Genomic DNA, 20159 nt, shown 5'->3' with positions numbered 1-20159 from the left:
TGTATGAGGCCATTTCATTGGTTATTGATTATCCTTCAAATCGCTTAGAAGTTTGGCATTCACATCTAACGCCGCAAATTGAAGTAGTATATCCTGTTCATCCAGAGCTTCACTTTTCGCCATTTTGAGATAAAGCTTGGGCTGGTCCCGAAATGCTCTTGCACTCCCAATCGAGTATGCCTTCTGGAGATATTCATAAGCTAATACAGGCTTGCTCTGATGAAGAAGTGTTTCCGCCATCTGGATATAAGGTTCAGCATGTATAATCCGGTACCCTGAACCTTCCAAATCTATAATCTCCCCATTTAAAAGCTCTACTGATCGCTGAGTATGCCCGTTATAATTGAGAATTTGAACGTATTGATGTAGGGTTACACCTGTAATGCCCCATGTATGCTTAGGTTCGGGTATTAGATCCCAGGCCCTCTGTGCTTTTTCCTCAGCTAAGTTGCTATCTAATGGGAGTATATGAGCTGCTTCCTCACCAAGAGCCCAAATTTCCTCTTCCAATTGAGCCTCCAGATCATGATACATTCGAATATTCATCTATTCCTCCCAATACATAATGTAGAGTACTCTTCTAATGTCTATCCATATTTTAACGCACGCTGGCTTCCGTTGCATTCGAATTGAACAATTTTATTTTTATAATCATAGATAAAAACGCTAGCAGTGCAAACATCATTCCGCTCCAGATGAGCTGGTGTATTCCCAAGTGAGAGATAAACCAGCCGCCTATAGCAGCTCCCATCGTAATACCTAGATTAGAAAATGAGACAAACAGGCTGTTACCAAACTCTGGAGCTTCTTTCGCTTCAGTGGTTAACCATGTTTGACTAATAATAAGCCCCCCGGAATGCACGGCCCCCCAAATGAGCACAACCACAATCATCGGTAGGAAAGAAGTCCTCAGAGCATAAGTGAATACGTAAATGACCATATATAGCAATGGGAACATGATGACGGTCTTAGTCAGATTTTTATGTAATAATCCCCCAAATAAAAAGTTTCCAAAAATCATGACGATTCCAAAGACCATCAACATCATACTGATCCATGACCCGTTCATAAGAGTTACTTCTCCAAGATATTCAGCAAAGTAGCTATACACCGAAAACATAGCTGCAAAGATAAAAATAACAGTCACAATGTTGAACCACAATTGAGGTTTACGTAATATACCAAGCTGTTTGCCATAAGACATCTTTTCCTGAACTGGCAGGGAAGGAAGCCATACGAGTATTCCTACAAATGCAATCATGCTTACGACAGCACCAAATAAGAAAGCAGCTTCTAACGATATCTTTTCAGCAAGATAGGAAGTCAAAGGCACGCCAAACGCAAATCCTACTGTAATTCCAGCGAAAACCTTGGTGACCGCTTTACTACTCTTTTCAGGGGGGACAAGATGAGATGCAGTCACGAGAGCGACCGAAAAAAAGACAGGATGAAAAATAGCAGGAAGAACACGAAAAATGAGCATGACCTCAAAATGAGTGGTATAGGCATACACTATATTGGAAATGACAAAACTGAATACAGCGGTTAATAGAATGACTTTACGATTCATGCCGGAAACGAGTAAGGTCAAGAACGGACCTGAAATGGCAACAACTAAAGAAAAAATACTGACGAGCCAACCAGCCTGGGCAGCTGATACATTGAATTTTTGGGTTACTTGAGGAAGAACGCCTATAATCCCCATTTCCGTTGTAATAATGCCGAATACGCCTAAAGCCAGAATGATAATAAGTAACGGGTTAACCTTTTTCATTTTAAGTATATGCCTCCAATTTAATTATATATATAGATTTGTAGATATGTTATGTGAAAAAAAACCTCCTTTCAGTTTATAGTTGCTTTTGAACGTACTCGGCAAATTCCTGGATTGTTTTTTCATTCCGACGATAGTACGTCCACTTCCCAATACGCTCAGACTCTAACAAACCGGATTTTTGCATCGTTAATAAATAACTTGAAATCACAGACTGCGCAAGTCCCGCTTTAGCCTGTATATCTCCCACACATACACCAATTTGAAAATTAAGCCCTTGCTTTAGATAAGCCTGTTCATCAAAAAACTCTTCTGGTTTTTTTAACCACAGCATAATTAGACGACGAGTTTCGTTTGACAATGCTTTATAAATCAATGACGGTTCCATATAAAATATTATATCTATTTTATTAGATTTGTAAATACAAAGCCCAATGACTACGTAGGAGAATTAATAATAAAAGCTGCTTCCCCACAGAAAATCCGCTGGGAAACAGCCTGTTTGTGTACATATTCAACTACACTGACTTACTCTTATTGGAGCGATACATCAAGTACAGGAAATACGGTGCACCGATCAGTGCGATCAGCAATCCGGAAGGAATTTCGGTCGGCGCAAGCACTGTCCGGCCAATCGTATCAGCCAGCACCAGCATCACCGCTCCCAAGATGCTCGACAGAACAATGGAGCGGCGTACATGGTGCCCAATCAACGTACGCACGATATGCGGGGCAATCAGCCCGATGAAGCCAACTGTACCCACACAGGCCACCGCTCCGCCTGCCAGCAGCACACCCACTGCCATGGCCAGCAGCCGGGTGCGGCGCACCGGAAGTCCCAGTCCCATGGCGCTGCTATCGTCAAACACCAAAAGATCGAAGCGGCGAGCTAGCCACCAGGCTATTGGCAACAACACGAGCAGAAAAGCCAGAATCGTCGCCACCTGCCCCCAGTTTCGAGCGTAGGTACTACCGGTCAGCCAAATATAGCCTGTGCTGCCCCAAAGCGAACCTTGGATAATCAGTATCTGAATGCCAGCTGCTCCGATCGCTGATACGGCAATCCCAAGTAGGATGACCACAGACGGGTTTAGGTGCTTGTTCCATGATAAAAAGAAGATCACCGCCGCCGACACCGTCGCTCCGGCAATCGCCGCGATGGGCAGCATATAAACAGGCAGCCCCGGCCAAACGATAATCACTGCAAGCGCGCCGAAACCAGCCCCTGAAGAAACACCAATGATCGAGGCATCCGCTAAGGGATTACGAACAGCTAATTGGATCAAGACACCGCTGACCGCAAGCGCGATACCAGCCCCGGCTGCCACCAGCGTGCGCGGAATTCTAAACTGCAGCAAGGCCGAATTTGCGTTCTCACCGCCGAACAGGCCGGACAACAAATCGCTGACCGGAATTCGCATTCCTCCAAACATCAGGCTGAATACGGTCAACAGCACGGCACCGCACCCTAGCAACATAACGAGCCTGCCATACGGTAATTTCCGAGAGCGCACACCTATGTTCATTGAAGACTGTCCACTAATACCAGAAGGCAGCTTCATCTTCCACAGAATCAACCAAATTAACCAAGGAGCCCCAATCAGGGCCATCATTGCTCCGGTCGGCAGATCCATGCTTGATTGGTGGACCATTTTCGCCAGCACATCAGCGCCGGTCAACAGTAATGCCCCCCACAGGAAGGAACCAGGCAGCACCCAGCGATGCATTTTCAGACCGCTTAAGCGCACCAAATGCGGAGCTACCAAACCCACAAAACCAATGGGTCCAATGACGCTGACTGTAATGGTCGACAGCAGGACAGCCAATACAATTCCCACCGCACGGGTCAAGCTAACCTTTTGTCCGAGTGACGTGGATGTGGACTCATCCAGATCCAGAACATCAAACTGCCGTGACAGCAGAACGGCAATGATCGAGAGTCCTACGACCCAGGGCCAGGCGTAAGTCGTCCCGCTCCAGTCGTTTTGCACAAGCGAGCCAGAACCCCAGAGAAACAATCCTTGCGTTTCAAATGAATAAAAGATATGCAAAGCTCCGGTAAACGAACCGAGAACCATGGATACAATCAAGCCGGCAAGCGCCAACCGAATCGGACTTCCAGCTCGTCCCCCGCCCATGAAGTAAGCCAGCACCGCTGCAAGCAGGCCGCCGACAGCGGCAAATAGAAACGGCGCCTGGTGCAGCAATCCGGGAAACATCACTGCGCCAAGGACGACCACAAAGTAGGCACCGGCGTTAATTCCTAGTGTATCAGAAGCCGCCAGCGGATTTTTGGTGATGGCCTGGAGCAGAGCACCAGCGATGGCCAGCGCACCACCAGCCAGGATTCCGATGACCGTACGCGGCATTCGGAGATCCCACACCATGTTATGATCAAGCGTATTCTGACGCTGGGTCAACGCCTCAATTACTGTATGCAGCGGGATTGAAGCCTCTCCATAACACAAGCTTACAAAAAAAAGCACGATGAGGACGATCAATCCGCCCCCAAAGATGCTTCCTACACGCCAAGTCTTCGATAAACCCGTTGTGCCTGTTCGGGTCATTTCGTTAGAGCTCCGACTACTTGATCAACCAGCACTTTGGATGAGATTGGGCCGCCGAACGTCCATGTTGTACCATCCAGTGGGTAGGTCCGTTTTTCTTTGACAAAGTTCAGTCCGTTCCATACCGAGTTGTTCTTCATCGCGGCTCCAAATACATCGTCCGTCTTTTGTGTAATATAGATAAAATTACTATTCTGAACAGCAGGAAGAGCTTCAATGCCTACGGTGCTAAACCCGTATTTCTCGGTCTTGTCCGACTTCCAGTCGTTCACCATGCCGATTTTCGCAAGCGTTCCCACTACAACCGAATTTTCTTTGAACATTCGCAGACTGGCAGCATTTTGAGCTGTAAAGGCCTGTGTCAGCGCATAGTGAAAGTCTGCTTTGCCTGCCTTCTCCAATGTAGCCTTTGCATCTATATAGTGCTGGTCAAGTTCGCTTAGGACCTTATCAGCCTGTTCCGTTTTTCCGGTAGCCACAGCAACTTGCTTGAAAATTTCGACCATACGGTCGTAATCATAACCGTTCCCCTTATAAGGATCAAATTCTATCGTTGGTGCAATCCCCTTAAGCTGTGCATAGATCGCTGCATTGTTATCGGCGTTAGAGATAATAAGATCCGGCTTGAGCGCTGCAATCGCTTCTAGATTCGGTTCGCCCCGTGTGCCGATATCAGTTACGGTATCAGCCAGCTTTGCCTCCGGTGTTACCCACAGCTTGTAGTTTTCATTGTCCGCATTGCCGACAGGCTGCACGCCAAGTGCAATGAGGTCCTCGGTAAACGTCCATTCGAGTACAACGACCCGTTCCGCTGGCTTGTCCAGCTTGACTTCCCCATGGTCGTCCTTAACCGTAACCGGACCAGCCGTTGTGGATGTCTGCTCAGACCCTGCAGTACCTTCCGTCTTCGAGCTATCCCCAGCCGCACCGCAGCCCGCCAATACAATAGTAAAAACTACAAATAATAATAGGCTATTCAACATCTTTTTCATTTCTCTCAATCACCCCTATATGTATATTACATTGGAAAATGATAATCATTATCAGTAAAAGATTATAGGGCTTAGTGACTTTTGTCAATACGGATAAATCTAAAATTGAATCGCAAACAGGTTCCGTATATGATAGCTTTATCATTGTTTAAGGGAGGCTACATTTACGTGGCAGTATTAATCAACGAGCAAATTAAAGCTGACGAAGTGGTACTCACTGGACTCGCAGGGGAGAAGCTCGGCGTTGTCTCCAAGTCAGAGGCCTTGGCCTTGGCCCGATCTAAAGGGGTGGACCTGGTCTGCACTTCACTGATGAGCAGTCCACCACCCTGTAGTTTGGTCGCAAAGGGCAAAGGAAAAGCGCTTGCGCAAAAAGAAGCCGCAGCAAGCAAAACGAATGTCGGTCGAGCCGCAAGAAACAGCGGCAAAGAAAAGGTCAAGGAGCTTCGCTTCACTGCTCATATTGAGGAGCATGATTACGACACGAAGCTGCGTCAGGCAGACAAACATCTGCGTTCCGGCAAACCGGTGCAGTTGGTCGTTAAAGCGTCTGGTGCAAAAGAAGCACCTGTCGCCAAAGCGGTACTAGAGCGGTTACTAGTCGATCTGAAGGAAGCCGGAGTCAAGGATACTGGAATTCAGACGGGCGGCAAGGGCTCACAAGTGAAATTAAACCCTCGCTGAATGGCAAATCCGTAAATTGGACAAATCACTAAGACCGTAGGAAGCAGAGGGAGATCACTAATGGACATGAATGGACCTGTCAACATTTCTCGAAGTGAGAGACTTCAGACTTGCCACGAAATAGCTGCGAGGTTACATGAAGTATACAGAGACAAAATTCTGGCTATAGGGATCTATGGATCTGTTGCCAAAGGTACTGATAGCCCTTTTTCGGACATTGAAATGTTTTGTGTACTAAGTGAACCAAACGGCCCCGTAGAATTTAGCCATGAATGGTCGGCGGGGCCCTGGAAAGCTGAGGTGAACGTCTGTAGTTCAGACATTCTTCTTAAAATTGCCTCTACTGTTGAGGGCGATTGGCCGTTGACACATGGACCCTTCTTTTCCCCACTTCGTCTGTATGATCCTAAAAACTTTTTTTCTATATTAAAGGAAGCGGCCGAATCCCCAACAAAGGAAGATTTCAGGCATGCCATCAACGAAGTGCTTGTAGGTGAAATGTACGAGTTTATAGGAAAGCTTAGAAATGTCCGTGTAAACGGCCCTCATACCTACTTGCCGTACTTGGTAATGCAGTTTGCCCAATATGGGGCTATGTTAGTTGGGTTGCACAATCAGAAGCTTTTCTCAACGGGTTCAATGGTTCTACCGGAGGCCCTGGAACTGCCGAGTCGTCCAGAAGGATTTGATGATGTAGTTAAGTTGGTGATGTCCGGAGATTTAGCTGAACCAGCGAAGATCATTTCAGCCTGTGAAGATTTCTGGAGTGGTCTTGTGAGTTGGGCAGTCGAACATGACTACCTTATTCGATCACAACGAATCCCATTTTGATCGAAAATAAAATTTACTTTAATTGCGCTTACTATAATATATCATGTTTTTGATATGCCCCCTCCCCCTTTCGTAAAGGGGGATTTTACTTTTCTTCTGGATGGATGATACTGCTTCGTTATATTTTCCCACTGTAATATATTTAAAATTTAAACTACTTGATTTCACCCCCTACCTCCTTTATTCTCTGTATATGTAACTCTGGCTTTGCTTATCTATATCTGGTGCTCACATACTGACCTTATTCGTGTACACATGCAAAAATGTACAATTCCAGTGTACTCCATTAAAATTTTACACATAGGGATTTATATAGATTTTATTTTTGTTAATATCCAACAACAGGGCCTTAGGCACTATGATAGATTACGTTTTAATGATATATTGATAGGTACTATAAAAGACTAATTACCCATGGCTTGGGCTGGAGGATGTATGAAAAAGGAATCAAATCAAGACGAAACCAGTTATTTATTTAATGTAGATGTATTAGTTAAAGGCCGTTCGAATGTAGAGGCCCTTCAGTTCCTGCTTAATCTCTTGAGCCAAAACGAACACATTGCGGATAGCCGGATTCAATCTGGTATCGAACTTGGCAATTTAATTGAAGCTGCACTGTACCTAAAAAAACAGTCAGCCGTGAATAGCCCATCTGATGCAGCCGCTACGCTCGCGGAAAAGTTCTCCAAAAAGAAGTCAGCCGCAGTTACAAACAAGCCGCCAGTCGTTCAAGAGAACAAACAATCCCACGTACAGCCAAAGCCTGCAACACAACAAGAACTTAGTACGTATGAATGGATCAAACGCTATATACAAGATAATACGCTTGTACGGTTAATCGTGAACCGCTATGGCGGACAGCGTAGCATCCCTTGCCGCATCCTCAATCTGGATCATGATAATAGCCTGCTGAGTGTGTATCATGTAGATGAGAAGCAAGTGTACTCCTTTAAAATGAATGAGATCGATGAAATCACATCGTAAATGTAAATACTTCATAAAAAAACGAAGCATAAAAAAAGAGAATGGGCAGGAAAAACATGACGTCTTTCTTACCCATTCTCTTTTTTTGCATTATCCGAAAAGAACTCTAATCCTCTTTCTTCAGACCCATGGCAGCCCATGCCAACAATATCCATCCTGCAATAAAGCACACGCCTCCTAAGGGGGTGATAGCCCCCAGCACACGGATTCCGGTCAAACTTAGCACATACAAGCTGCCGGAAAACAAAATGATACCCGTTAATAACAGACGCGCTGCCCATCTTAAACGGTTGGAAGAACCCCACTGTCCAGCAGCCAACGCAATGATCAGCAAACCGACAGCGTGAATCATATGATATTTTACGCCTGTTTCATACACGGCCAAAGCATCGGCGTCGATCCGAGCTTTCACAATATGTGCCCCGAACGCTCCAATGGCTACCGCCAACATCATCATTATAGATCCCACAAATATCCATTTTCGTTGCATGTTTGTGTACTCCTTTTCATCTCATCCTTTTAGCCGAATGTTCTTCTTATTTTATCGAAACCGTATGAAGTTTACCAGCCAGCGTGTGGAACAGACCACGTAAAGAATTGGATGATTAGACCCTGTCTTTTGAAGGGTAATGTGTAAGGTAGCTTGCTTTTTTGTTTATTTTGTGGAAAATTAGTACCTGTTCGGACTATGTTCAAGGAGTTGAAAAAATGAGTTACCAAGATCCTAATTTGCAAAAGCCTGCTGCGTCTGAGGAGCACCCTGTTTTTTCAGAAGCTCCTGTGTTCCAGCCTCCGGTCAAGCTCAAACATTCCGGTCCCGGGATTGCTTCTTTTATTATGTCGCTTGTCAGCCTGATTGGATATATTATTCTGGCTATTATGGTTATTAATCTGCTGGCTCATTTCGGCCAATACCAAACGATAAACCCGGAAGTCGCTCTGCAACAAACCGGAACGGTACTGCTTCCTTTTATTTTTTTAGGCAGCCTGTTGCTGAATTGTAGCGGACTTGTGGTCGGTATCATTGGAATTGCGTTAAAAAACCGTAAGAAAACCTTTGCTATTACAGGCTTAATCATTAATGCACTTATTATTGTGGGCTTTATTGCACTTCTTGCCATCGGTCTTTCCGTTCCGAATAGCACAGCGGATATCTATCCTTCCTCCGTGCAATCTTTATAATTTTTCTGCATCACACAGAGAGGATTCAATGTATGAACAAAATTAAAATTTTTGCCGACAGTACCAGTGATATTCCTACTCACTGGCGCCAACAGTACGATATTAGCATTGTGCCATTGTATACAGTATTTGGTGATGAAGCATTGCAGGATGGTGTAAACATTCACCCAGAACAATTATTTCAACGTGTAAGCCGCGAGGGACATTTACCGCGTACCGCCGCACCTTCTCCGTCGGATTTTATTCAAGCCTTTGCGCCCTACATAGAACAAGGGGACGACATTTTATATATCAGTCTGTCTTCCGAGCTATCATCGACGTACCAGAATGCGCTACTCGCTGCCTCCGAATTTCCGGAAGGCCGCATTACGGTTTTTGATTCCTTGAATTTGTCGTGCGGCTTTGGCCTGCTTGTGATGAAAGCTGCTCGTGCGGCAGCCAACGGCAATACGATAGAGCAAATTGTAGACATGTTGACAAAAACCAGGCCGTTAATAGACACGGAATTTGTCATTGATACACTTGAATACCTGTATAAAGGCGGAAGATGCTCAGGCATGCAAAACCTGATCGGCAGTCTGCTCAAAATTCGTCCGGTGATCAAAGTGATTGACGGAAAAATGACGCCTGCTTACAAAGTCCGCGGCAAACGTGAAAAAGCACTGGATCAGATGCTGCAAAACGCTCTGAATCAACGAGATCAGATGGATAACGATATCATTATTGTCGTGCACGCTTTGGCCGAGGAAGATGCGCTGATGCTGCAAGCTCGCTTGAAAGAAGAAACGAACGCACAAGAGGTACTGCTAACGACAGCAGGCTGTGTCATTTCCAGTCATTGTGGTCCACAGACTATCGGTATTATGTATGCCAAAAAAGCATAGTTTATCCAATATCAAACCCGTTGCCGCATAGGTAGCGGGTTTTTTGGTATTTTTCCAGCAATTTAGCAATGAATAACTTTCCTCTTTTTGATAGTATTATTCGTCGAGTAACGATATATGAATCTACAATCTATCATAAAAAAGAAGGTTATTTGGTATGAGTTCCAAACGATCACGTTGGTTAACCCGGCTCACCCTATCAGCAACTACAGCCATCACAATATTCACCACATCCACATCATATTTAGCTGCTCCAGCAGCAGCATCTGGTGCTACGTTCCAAGATATTGCACACAGCTATGCCTATCAGTCTATTATTTCCCTGCACGCTAAAGGAATTTTGAACGGTACACAATCTGGTTACTTCTCTCCTAAAAAGGCTATTACCAGAGCCGAATGGGTTACCGCATTGGACCGTACACTCGGTCTGGAGCCTGTACAAGCGGCCGTTTCTTCCTACCGAGATGTTGCCAAAAAGACGTGGTACTATGGATGGATTGAAGCAGCTTCTCAACTCAATATCGTTCAGGGGGGAACATCTGCCACATTTCAACCTAATAGTCCTATAACCCGTCAAGAAGCAGCCTTGATGATCGCACGTCTCATCCGCTCTTCGGGCGGATCAGGAAATGCTACTTCCTCCTTCACAGATACTGGGGAAATTGCAGATTGGGCTCTTGATGCGGTAACCACCGTAAATCGTTACGGCTTTATGAAAGGTGAAAGTAACTATTTTCGCCCAGCATCCTCTCTAACCCGCGAAGAAACAGCGGCATTGCTGGAGCGTCTGCTAACGTATTTAACTAAGCATGCTAACCAAACTGCTTCCACCGCTTCTTCCATCCGAATAGGCTGGCAATATGATCAAACCGTTCAACAGTTTGAAAATACGGTGCTCCAATCCAACATCAACACCCTGTCACCACGTTGGTTTTTTCTAAATGAAACAGGTAGTATAAGCGACTATACCAATTCTTCGCTGCTCACCTGGGCCAAACAGCATCATAAAAATATCTGGGCTATGGTAGGCAACCGTTCCAACCTGGTGCTGACGCACCAAATTCTATCCAGTGAGGTTCTACGGAATAAAACTATAACTCAGCTTGCCAACGCCGTATCTGTATACGGTTTGAACGGACTTGTCATTGATTTTGAAAATGTAGATGGTCCGGATCGTGCCAATTTAACATTGTTCGTCCAACAATTAAAAGCTAAGTTGAAGAGTCAGAATGCGGTACTGGCGATTTGTGTATCTCCTGATTACGGAACGGACTGGACTGCCGCCTTTGATTATAAACAGCTTGGTGCTGCGGCAGACTATCTGATCCTGATGGGATATGACGAGCATTGGGGAGGTAGCTCGATCCCCGGCTCTGTGTCCTCACTGCCATGGCTCCGTGAAAGCGTGCGGCGTTTTGTACAAACCACCTATCCGGAGAAATCGATCTTGGCGTTGCCATTATTTACACGGAACTGGACGCTTAACGCTAGCGGACATTCAATCGCTTCCTCTGATATATCACTAGATCAGCAAAACCAGCTAGTATCCCGTTCCGTCTCCAAACCAATCTGGAATGAGGATATTCAGCAGTATACCGTGTCTTACAAAGACACGCAGCTTCATAAGCTGTGGCTTGAAGAAGGACGATCCTTCACTCGTAAGTATCGCTTGGGGCAGGATGCTGGGTTTGCTGGCTTCGCCTACTGGTATCCGGGCGGAGCAAGCTCTGATCTGTGGTCCAGTGTAAAAAACGCAGACCGATTTATACAGCGTGGTTTATAAAATACAAAGCCTTCAACCTCACGTGAAAAGTGACGTTGAAGGCTTTTGGCATATATACTTATCACCAGCCTATGACCGATATGCAACTTTCCCGTTTACAACTGTCATTCGTACCTTAACATCAAGTAAAGCTTGCGGGCTTTCCGATACATCACGGTCAATGACTGTAAAGTCAGCCGCTTTCCCTTCAGCTATCGCCCCTCTTTCATCAGCTTCCCCGGCTGCTACTGCGCTTCCCGTGGTAAACAGACGAATGGCTTCATGTACATCCAGCTTTTCAGCGGGAAGATAGCCCTCATGCATTTGTTCCGGCTTGGCGCGAGTCACTGCCGCATGAATACCAAGAAAAGGGTTTAACGGCTCAATCGGCGCGTCACTACCTCCAGCACATGGAATGCCTGCTTCCAGCAGCTTTTTCCAGGCATATAAATATTCAGTCCGTTCTTTCCCCACCCGATCCAGTACCCAAGGGAAGTCACTTGCGACAAAACGGGGCTGGATGTCCGCAATCAGCGGCAGCTTCACCATTCTCTTGACCAAATCTCTTCTAAGCAACTGTCCATGGATCAGACGATCTGGCAAACCGCTTTCCTCCGTGAGCACATGGACCTCCATCGCTGTCAGGATCATGTGCGCTGCCCCATCCCCTATAGCATGTACAGCCACCGGAAAGCCTGCGGTCCTGGCAGCTGCCACCATCTGATTCAGCTCTGGCTGCGGTTGAATCGCCATTCCGCAGGTATGTGGAGCATCACTATAAGGTTCAGACAATAATGCCGTTCTTCCACCAATAGCGCCATCGGCAAACATTTTAATCGCACCGATTTTAAACCATTCATTTCCGGTACCTGCACGCAGCCCTTGCACTTTCGCTTCCTCCATAAATGGATGATAGATGAGCTGGTGTGTGCGAAAAACAAGACCTTCTTCCCTCAGCTCCCTGTAAATTCGCTGCATCGTCTCCACGCTGCCTAAAAAACGTAAATCTTCCGTGTGTGCAGCAGTCAGACCAAGCCGTAGCGCATCCAGGCAAGCCCGCCGAATCGTGTCCTTCTTAACCGAATAATCCGGCTCTGGCTGCACGCTAGTAAAGGCAAAGGATGCTTCCTCATAAATTAATCCGTTCAACCGTCCATCTGCGTCTCGTCCATAGGCTCCCGAAGCTGGGTCAGGGGTGTCCTCGCTAATACCTGCACGCCGAAATGCCTCTGAATTGGCCAAGAACGTATGAAAGCACGTACGAGTGAGATATACCGGATGCTGATCTGTAATGGCATCCAGCTCGGCTATACCTGGAATTTCAACAGGAATAAACGCATTTTCATTCCAGTTGAGTCCTAAAATCCACTCTCCCGGCGGTGTTACAGCGACCCGTTTGCGCAGCATAGCCAGCATCTCTTCCTTGGAGGTAGCTGATGTTAAATCCAGCATAGCCAGCTTCATACCATGCATAGACAAATGCATATGTGAATCGGTTAAGCCTGGCAGTACATAGGCGTCTTCCCAATCCACAGTTTCATATTCCTTACCGGTCAACTGCAATTCAAGCTCCCGAGCATATCCGATGGCTTGTATCCGACCCTGCTGTACAACGATGGAGTCTCCTTTGGAAGCCCACTCCCCATACAACCGGCCGTGCTTGAACAAAACAAATGTCAACGCCACTCATCTCCTTTTTTCAACTATACGCATATCCACCTCATATTACGCCTGTGTTGCCACTTCCAAGCGTAGTGTGTTTATATCTAACTGCTGCACCTGCTGGGCAAATTGGTCATGAGCTGCACAGACAGCCATTTTATAATCCTGATCCAGCTCATACTGCTTAAAATGACAATACTCGGTGGTAAAGCCCTCTGTCGTGAAGCCTATGAACGGTTGTGCCTTCAGCTCGAATGAAAAAGACTTCAACGGTAGGGTTAGTCCCTGCCCCTCGGCCTTCACAAAGCTTTCCTTAAGCGTCCATAGATCGTAAAAGTAGGACAATCGGCTGTCTGCGTCCTGACGCATTAACGCATCATACTCTGTGTCCGAAAAGCACACTCTACCTACCTCAAAATCAATAGGACGGAGCTGTTCAATGTCGATTCCAAGCGGGTGATCATCAATAGCGCACACCACCCATTTTCCCGAGTGAGAAACATTAAAATGGAATGCGGGTGCATTTATCAAGGAAGGCTTACCGAATGCATTGTATGTAAATTGAAGACTGGCATTAGATATCTTCAATTGCCGGCAGGCCAACCATCTTAGCAGCACATCGGCATATAAGCCCCTCAAAGCATCTTCCCGATGTAAAAAACGATCTAACTTGTGCTGCTTTTCCAGCGAAACCCGATTTACCAGTATTTCGTAATGCTCCTCAGCCTCCGGCTTGCTCGTATCAATCGCGTATATTTTCATGGTTGCCTCCTGTATACCTAATGAATATCAGCCAGTTAGTAACACTCACCGTTCGATGGAAGTCTGTTAGATATGGATGGCGTGTGCCGTGTACATGGTCAATATACTACTCTAGCACTTTCAATTCAATATGGATACAATTGGGATAAGCATCTCTATTAAAACTACTTCATAGAGCCCATTAATGAAAGCGCTTTAAAATAACGCATACAGAGGAGGACGAAACAATGAAATATGATTTTGCCCGCTTGCTGTGTATTATGCTCTCTATTTTGCTGACGTTGAGCATTTTTCAGATGTTTTCTCCTAAGATCGCTTCAGCCGCTTCAGCGAATGTTGTGAATGGCATTCAGTTTAAAGATACAGATGGAAACGTGGTCCATGCCCATGGGGGTGGTATGATTAAAGTAGACGGTTACTATTATTGGTTTGGTGAAAATCGTAATCCCAACGGCACGTTCAAGGCGGTATCCGCCTACCGTTCCTCTGATTTAAAAAACTGGGAGTTTCGTAAAAACGTACTGACCAGCAGCTCCGCTGTAGAGCTGAATGTTTCGAATATTGAACGTCCGAAAGTGATTTACAATGAAAAAACACGTAAATACGTATTATGGATGCATAAGGAGAATGGGGTTAATTACAACGAGGCCCGAGTGGCTGTTGCTTCTTCCGATACCGTGGACGGCGATTACACCTATCAGGGCAGCTTCCGTCCTCTGGATTACGATTCGCGCGATATGACCGTATACAACGATAACGGTACAGCTTACCTGATTTCGGCTACCCGAGTAAACGCGGATCTGAACATTTATCGTCTGACACCGGATTTTCTGCAAGTTGAATCGCTGGTGACTACACTTTGGCCAGGACAATATCGTGAAGCTCCGGCGATGTTCAAAAAAGGAGACGTCTACTTCCTGATTACATCCGGGGCAACCGGCTGGAATCCCAATCAAGCCAAGTATGCTACCGCATCCAGCATTGAAGGAACCTGGAGTAATACGATAAACTTCGGAGACGGTACGACTTATGGTTCACAGTCGGCTTACGTGATTCCTGTTGAGGGTGCCCAGACAACTTCATACCTGTATTTGGGCGACCGTTGGGCGGGTGCCTGGAGCGGTCCTGTGCAGGATTCTCAATATGTATGGTTGCCACTGCGTTTTCCAACAGCGACTTCATTAGCCATGGATTGGTTCGACAGCATTAATATTGACACCGCCAGTGGTGCGGTCGAGGGGATAACAACGCCAATTGCCATTGATCCGGATGCCTATTATCAGCTAGTGAATCGCAAGAGCAATAAGCCACTAAGCATTATTGGCAATGCAACGACGGACGGCGCAGACCTGGAGCAACGTGCAAATTCCGGAGCAGCAAACCAGCAATGGCAGCTCAAGGATGCAGGCAGCGGATATTATAAAATTGTGAACCGCAACAGCGGAAAGCTAATTGGTGTTGAAAGCGGTACCACAACAGACGGTACAGTTATTGAGCAGTGGAGTGACGGAGGCTGGTCCAGTCAGCATTGGCAATTAGTATCCGTAACCGGTGGTTATTACAAGCTGAAAAATCGGGCAACCGGCAAGCTGATCGATATTTCTGAAGGCGCCACCGCCGATGGAGCCAAAGCCATTCAATGGGGCGATAATGGTGGGACGAATCAGCATTTCCGTGTAGTTAAAGTAGAATAGCTCAAGTTATTTTCAAAAGGAGCCGTATTCCGAGTAGATCATGGTGACTGCTAACGGAAAAGACGGCTCCTTTTTACGTAAAACGATGAAATTGATAATCTCTAGTACGTTACAGTTCCCACGGATAATCTGTGGTCAGAAAACTAGCCAGCTGCTTGCTTTCTTCCCTCCGCTGACGCCGTATGGCTGCACGTGATGGAGCCGTCTGGTGCAATTGTAACTGCTCTTCTGTTTCTGGAATCACCTGCGGGACGGTCACTTTACGGTTGTTCTCGTCCAATGCCACAAAGGTCAGGAAGGCGGTGGCTGCGATTTTACGGTCGCCAGTCATCAGTCCTTCACGAATCACCTTTACGAACACCTCCATCGAGCTGCGGCCTGTCCAGGTTACGAACGCTTCTAGCGTGACAGAATCACTCGGATGGATAGGTAGCAAAAAATCCACCGAATCCGTAGAGGCTGTAACCGTGTTCATACGACACAGCTTAGCAGCTGCAATAGATGCGATATCGTCGATATACGACATCAATCGGCCGCCGAAGAGCGTGTTATGATTGTTGATATCGTTGGGAAATACTCGGGACGTCTTGAAGCAGTAGGTTTCTCGGATGTACTTGCTTTCCATGGGTTCTTTCCTCTCTTTTCCTCGTTGCTCTCTTTTTATATCTCAGGATTTTGCAAAATCCTGATGTGGAAGCCTGTTTTAGACTATGCTAATCATCCCACTAATCCGCATAATAAATCAATACATAAAAATCGGCATCCTCATCCGAATCATTCCGGTAGGTATGTATGTCAGATACTTGAAATTGCACAGCATCCCCTGCACTCAGCTTGAGCTGTTGCCCCTGCATTTCAAAGTACATTTCCCCACGGATCATGAGAATCGTTTCCTCTCCCAAATGCTTCTCTGCCTGGTGTGTAAAGCCTGGCTTCAGACTTACCGTGAACACCTCAAACTTCTTTTCAGCGTGATACGGGAATACAGGGTAAACAAAATAATTACCGTCCTCATCAATAACCGGATGCAGGTCTTCCCTCCGAATCTTCGTGATTTGCGGCGGGTCTTCTTTAAGAAAGGTGGAGAAGGATACGTGCAAACCGTTCGCAATTTTCCAAAGGGTTGTTACCGTAGGATTGGATTTCCCCTTCTCAATCTGAGCCAGCATCCCTTTGCTGACTCCTGTCAGTTCAGCCACCTTATCCAAACTTAATCCTCTAGTCTTCCTGATTTGAGCCAAATTAGAGCCAATAATATACTGCATTGAATCCACGGACGATGCCTCCTTGTATCCAAAAGTCTATATAAGAAGAATACACAAAAGACTGTGTGTTCGCTATATATAGACTGTATCGTAAAATATCATTTATCTTTTGCAATTTTGGATGCACGACTTATTATCCACAGTAAATTAAGTGTAGCCGATCAAGGTAATACAAAGCTTAAACGGGAAGTAGACATGCTACAATTTACTGTAATATGGTCAGGTTCCTCGCTTACTTCAACATGCAATAAAAACATTTGACATTGAATAAAAATGTCCTTAAACTTTTCACTTATTAAAACTTTTTTCAAAACTATTGTAATATCCTGAAGGAGGGCTGCTATCCTATGACTTTTCCGTCCCTGAACACCCAACAGGTGAGAAAATCAAGTTTGGCTATCTAGGAGGGACTAAATTTGAATCTGCAAACCCGCAAGTCCCGCCACATGTATACGATGCAGCTGGCGACAATTTTTATTGGCTTTATTGTATTTGGCATCTCGGAAAATATTAAAGGCCCTGCCATTCCACGCATCCAATTCGACTTCAATCTGGATGAACAGCAGCTCGGAACATTGTTGTCTCTAAACGCACTTGGTTATTTGATTGCCTGCTCGTTCACCGCTGTCCTTGTCCGTAAGTGGGGAATCAAGGCGGTCAGCATCATTTCCTTTGCTTCCATGATCATCTCGGGAGTGTTCATCTACCTGTCGCACACGTATCCGTTCTTCGCCTCGTCCTACTTCTTGATGTATATCGGGAACGGCATGCTGGAGATTGCGCTCGCAATTTTGGGGGCGAGGATTTTTGTGAAAAATACCGGCACGATGATGAATTTGTCCCACTTTTTCTATGGGCTCAGCTCAACAGTCGCCCCTTTGCTGGCGACGGGAGTCATGTCACTGACGGTATTTGGACATATGCTGGACTGGCGGGGGATGTATCTGGCTATGTTGTCGCTCTGCCTGCTGCCGATTGTGGCCGCACTGCTCAGCACCTTCCCGGGTGACGATTTGCAGCATGAGGATCGAACCTCACTCAAGACGCTAACCCGCGATCCAGCACTCTGGATGATGGTAATGATCCTGTCGTTTGGAGTAGTCTCTGAGCTCGCAGTTGGGGGCTGGCTGGTCAACTTTTTAGAGAAAGCGTATTCATGGAGCACGGTGAAGGCGTCCAGCATGCTCTCAGCGTTCTTTCTTACCTTCTCGTTGGGGCGCCTGTTGCTTGGTCCGCTCACAGACCGGATGGGGTTCGTGCTTTCGACGATTCTATTCTCCGCCTTCTCAGCGATATGTACGTTCGCAGCAATCGCGGGTGGAGAGAGACTGGCGTTTCTCTTTGCCGTATCGGGTGCAGGTATTGCAATGATCTATCCGACCGTGATGGCGTTCATAGCAAGGAGATATCCGAAGGACAGTGATACAGCTATTACGTTCGTCGTCACGCTGATGGGCATAGGTAGTGTCATTGGCAACTATGTGATCGGCTGGGTAATCGAAGGAGTCAAGATAGTCTACGGCGCAACCACTGAGCTTGGCATACTGCGCGGGCTTCAGGCGGGTTATGGAGTTATCGGTCTATGCGCAGCCATCTGCGCGATCTCGGGAATTATTCTCTACGGATATCTAAAAAAGCGGCAGGAGCTTATATAAATCATCACCTTAGGGTTGTCCCATAAGTCATGAACTGACTGGGACGCCCTTTTTTTACGAGTTCCCCATTCAGTCAAAACAGCCCTTGTATGAACACATCCGAGCTGCTTTGATTCATCATCAGTTCTTGCCCGTTTGCCATTTCGAAGAACTCATCGGGAGTACATTTGAACACCGCTTTTGGATGACTAGCTGCTGCCAAATCGTCTGGAACCGGAACACGACCGAACCTTATTGGTAAATACATAGCCTTCATTGGGTTGTCAACAGTAAAACAGCTTTTTAAGAGCAATTCTCCTGTAGGAACTATTCAATATAACATACAAACGTATAATATATTGATGCTTTACAATTTACGTTATATACTATTATAAAATTTATACACTGGGGGTAAGGTTAAAATGTCCATAGCTTCGGAGTTGAGCGGAACGAAGCACGATTCACTCAGCTTTTTACAAGGGGTTAAAGATTGTATTCCTACATTGCTCGGTTATGTATGTATTGGGTTCGCGGCAGGCATTGTGGGTGCCTCATCAGGGGTTAGCACCATGGAAATTGCCTTCATGTCGGCGCTTGTATACGCAGGAGCCTCCCAGTTTATTATGTGCTCGATGCTGGCTGCAGCCAGTCCTCCATCCGTCATTATTTTAACGACTTTCATTGTGAATGCTCGTCACCTGCTATTAAGTGCATCGCTGGCTCCTTACTTTTCTAAATATTCATTGTGGAAAAACATAGGCATCGGTGTTCTTTTGACGGACGAATCCTTTGGAGTAGCATCGGATAAATTGGCTAAAGGCGGGCAGGTCAGTGACCGCTGGATGAACGGGCTTAATATTACAGCTTATCTCGCCTGGATTGCATCCTGTGTGGCGGGAGGGGTTCTCGGGAACTGGATTTCCCGACCGGAGGCTTTTGGTCTGGACTTTGCCTTGCCTGCGATGTTTCTTGCCTTACTCATTTCCCAGCTCCAAAGTGTCCAGACCTCCAAACTCAAGCATCGTCTGCTGCTTGTGCTATGTATGGCTGTTCTGATGTACCTTTTGGCCTGGTGGGTGCCATCACATATCGCCGTCATTATAGCGACCATGATCACCGCAACGATTGGAGTGTTAACCGACAAATGAACATTAATCCCAATGTCCTGTATATCATTATCAGTGCCATGATTGTCACGGCGATTCCAAGGATCATTCCCTTTGTCGTGCTGCAAAGGCTGGCGCTACCCAAGCCAGTGCTACAATGGCTTTCCTATATTCCCATCTGCATATTCACGGCCCTCGTGATGGAAAATCTGCTCGTTCGAACCGAGACCTCAGTCACTCTTAATGGGCAAGTGCTTATGGCTGTTCTTCCTACGCTAGTGACCGCCTTGTGGAGCAAAAACCTGCTGGCTACCGTCGTTGTCGGTATTGTGAGTATGGCTGTAGTTCGACTTTTGTGGTGAAGATAAAAATTACC

The 20159-nt window shown here is 46.2% G+C and carries 21 protein-coding genes; 10 read left to right on the top strand and 11 right to left on the bottom strand.

The features are described 5' to 3' along the window. Window positions 1-21 precede the first annotated feature (21 nt). The 5 genes from KAI37_RS07620 to KAI37_RS07600 form a co-directional block, all read right to left on the bottom strand. Window positions 22-546: a hypothetical protein gene (locus tag KAI37_RS07620; RefSeq protein ID WP_220031008.1), complete on the bottom strand. Its 525-nt coding sequence runs from the start codon at window positions 544-546 to the stop codon at window positions 22-24. A 52-nt stretch (window positions 547-598) separates the two neighbouring features. After that, a complete protein-coding gene (locus KAI37_RS07615) occupies window positions 599-1774 on the bottom strand; it encodes an MFS transporter (RefSeq protein WP_220031007.1) in 1176 nt (391 codons plus the stop codon). Between the two features lie 76 nt (window positions 1775-1850). Beyond that, window positions 1851-2162: an ArsR/SmtB family transcription factor gene (locus KAI37_RS07610; protein WP_220031006.1), complete on the bottom strand. Its 312-nt coding sequence runs from the start codon at window positions 2160-2162 to the stop codon at window positions 1851-1853. Window positions 2163-2292: 130 nt separating this feature from the next. Then, window positions 2293-4341: an iron ABC transporter permease gene (locus KAI37_RS07605; RefSeq protein ID WP_071640108.1), complete on the bottom strand. Its 2049-nt coding sequence runs from the start codon at window positions 4339-4341 to the stop codon at window positions 2293-2295. After that, entirely contained in the window at window positions 4338-5333 is a 996-nt protein-coding gene (locus tag KAI37_RS07600; protein ID WP_071640107.1) for an ABC transporter substrate-binding protein, read from the bottom strand. The genes KAI37_RS07605 and KAI37_RS07600 overlap by 4 nt, the downstream gene beginning before the upstream one ends. Before the next feature lie 168 nt (window positions 5334-5501). Here KAI37_RS07600 and infC point away from each other — a divergent pair, with 168 nt between their 5' ends. The 3 genes from infC to KAI37_RS07585 all read left to right on the top strand — a co-directional run bounded on the left by infC (window position 5502) and on the right by KAI37_RS07585 (window position 7832). Further along, on the top strand, window positions 5502-6017 hold the full coding sequence (gene infC, locus KAI37_RS07595) for a translation initiation factor IF-3 (protein WP_071640106.1): 516 nt from the start codon (window positions 5502-5504) through the stop codon (window positions 6015-6017). Between the two features lie 60 nt (window positions 6018-6077). Next, window positions 6078-6848: an ANT(4')-I family aminoglycoside nucleotidyltransferase gene (locus KAI37_RS07590; RefSeq protein WP_071640105.1), complete on the top strand. Its 771-nt coding sequence runs from the start codon at window positions 6078-6080 to the stop codon at window positions 6846-6848. 435 nt (window positions 6849-7283) lie between these two features. Then, window positions 7284-7832 carry a hypothetical protein gene (locus KAI37_RS07585; RefSeq protein ID WP_220031005.1) on the top strand — a complete coding sequence of 183 codons (549 nt, stop codon included), beginning with the start codon at window positions 7284-7286 and terminating at the stop codon, window positions 7830-7832. A gap of 106 nt (window positions 7833-7938) precedes the next feature. Here the strand turns inward: KAI37_RS07585 and KAI37_RS07580 are convergent, their stop codons facing one another. Further along, a complete protein-coding gene (locus KAI37_RS07580) occupies window positions 7939-8322 on the bottom strand; it encodes a DUF423 domain-containing protein (protein ID WP_071640103.1) in 384 nt (127 codons plus the stop codon). Window positions 8323-8540: 218 nt separating this feature from the next. Here KAI37_RS07580 and KAI37_RS07575 point away from each other — a divergent pair, with 218 nt between their 5' ends. From KAI37_RS07575 to KAI37_RS07565, 3 genes are all read left to right on the top strand, one after another. After that, window positions 8541-9014 (top strand): hypothetical protein, encoded by a 474-nt coding sequence (locus KAI37_RS07575; RefSeq protein ID WP_220031004.1) that lies wholly within the window; start codon window positions 8541-8543, stop codon window positions 9012-9014. Window positions 9015-9046: 32 nt separating this feature from the next. Beyond that, window positions 9047-9898 (top strand): DegV family protein, encoded by an 852-nt coding sequence (locus KAI37_RS07570; RefSeq protein ID WP_220031003.1) that lies wholly within the window; start codon window positions 9047-9049, stop codon window positions 9896-9898. A 157-nt stretch (window positions 9899-10055) separates the two neighbouring features. Then, window positions 10056-11681 (top strand): S-layer homology domain-containing protein, encoded by a 1626-nt coding sequence (locus KAI37_RS07565; protein ID WP_220031002.1) that lies wholly within the window; start codon window positions 10056-10058, stop codon window positions 11679-11681. A gap of 69 nt (window positions 11682-11750) precedes the next feature. Here the strand turns inward: KAI37_RS07565 and KAI37_RS07560 are convergent, their stop codons facing one another. Further along, window positions 11751-13340: an amidohydrolase gene (locus KAI37_RS07560; protein ID WP_220031001.1), complete on the bottom strand. Its 1590-nt coding sequence runs from the start codon at window positions 13338-13340 to the stop codon at window positions 11751-11753. 45 nt (window positions 13341-13385) lie between these two features. Further along, entirely contained in the window at window positions 13386-14084 is a 699-nt protein-coding gene (locus tag KAI37_RS07555) for a 4'-phosphopantetheinyl transferase family protein (protein ID WP_220031000.1), read from the bottom strand. Between the two features lie 227 nt (window positions 14085-14311). Here KAI37_RS07555 and KAI37_RS07550 point away from each other — a divergent pair, with 227 nt between their 5' ends. Next, a complete protein-coding gene (locus KAI37_RS07550; protein ID WP_220030999.1) occupies window positions 14312-15778 on the top strand; it encodes an RICIN domain-containing protein in 1467 nt (488 codons plus the stop codon). Window positions 15779-15887: 109 nt separating this feature from the next. On the opposite strand, the gene KAI37_RS07545 is transcribed toward KAI37_RS07550, so the two are convergent. Further along, entirely contained in the window at window positions 15888-16403 is a 516-nt protein-coding gene (locus KAI37_RS07545; protein ID WP_220030998.1) for an acyl-CoA thioesterase, read from the bottom strand. Window positions 16404-16503: 100 nt separating this feature from the next. Then, window positions 16504-17052, bottom strand: a complete 549-nt coding sequence (locus tag KAI37_RS07540; RefSeq protein WP_029516544.1) for a helix-turn-helix domain-containing protein — start codon at window positions 17050-17052, stop codon at window positions 16504-16506. Window positions 17053-17459: 407 nt separating this feature from the next. Between KAI37_RS07540 and KAI37_RS07535 the strand changes: the two genes are divergently transcribed. Then, on the top strand, window positions 17460-18698 hold the full coding sequence (locus tag KAI37_RS07535) for an MFS transporter (RefSeq protein ID WP_025723964.1): 1239 nt from the start codon (window positions 17460-17462) through the stop codon (window positions 18696-18698). Between the two features lie 73 nt (window positions 18699-18771). Here the strand turns inward: KAI37_RS07535 and KAI37_RS07530 are convergent, their stop codons facing one another. Next, window positions 18772-18945, bottom strand: a complete 174-nt coding sequence (locus KAI37_RS07530) for a hypothetical protein (protein WP_179085935.1) — start codon at window positions 18943-18945, stop codon at window positions 18772-18774. A 154-nt stretch (window positions 18946-19099) separates the two neighbouring features. Here KAI37_RS07530 and KAI37_RS07525 point away from each other — a divergent pair, with 154 nt between their 5' ends. Together KAI37_RS07525 and KAI37_RS07520 are read left to right on the top strand one after the other, a co-directional pair. Beyond that, the gene (locus KAI37_RS07525; protein WP_023987840.1) at window positions 19100-19825 is read left to right on the top strand and encodes an AzlC family ABC transporter permease; all 726 of its coding nucleotides are present in this window, start codon (window positions 19100-19102) and stop codon (window positions 19823-19825) included. Beyond that, window positions 19822-20145 (top strand): AzlD domain-containing protein, encoded by a 324-nt coding sequence (locus KAI37_RS07520; protein ID WP_025723962.1) that lies wholly within the window; start codon window positions 19822-19824, stop codon window positions 20143-20145. The genes KAI37_RS07525 and KAI37_RS07520 overlap by 4 nt, the downstream gene beginning before the upstream one ends. Window positions 20146-20159 lie beyond the last annotated feature (14 nt).

Origin of the sequence: Paenibacillus sp. S25 (genome assembly GCF_019454085.1) — a bacterium.
GTDB classification, from domain to species: Bacteria; Bacillota; Bacilli; order Paenibacillales; family Paenibacillaceae; genus Paenibacillus; species Paenibacillus polymyxa_B.
This window is presented reverse-complemented; position numbering and strand designations above follow the sequence as displayed.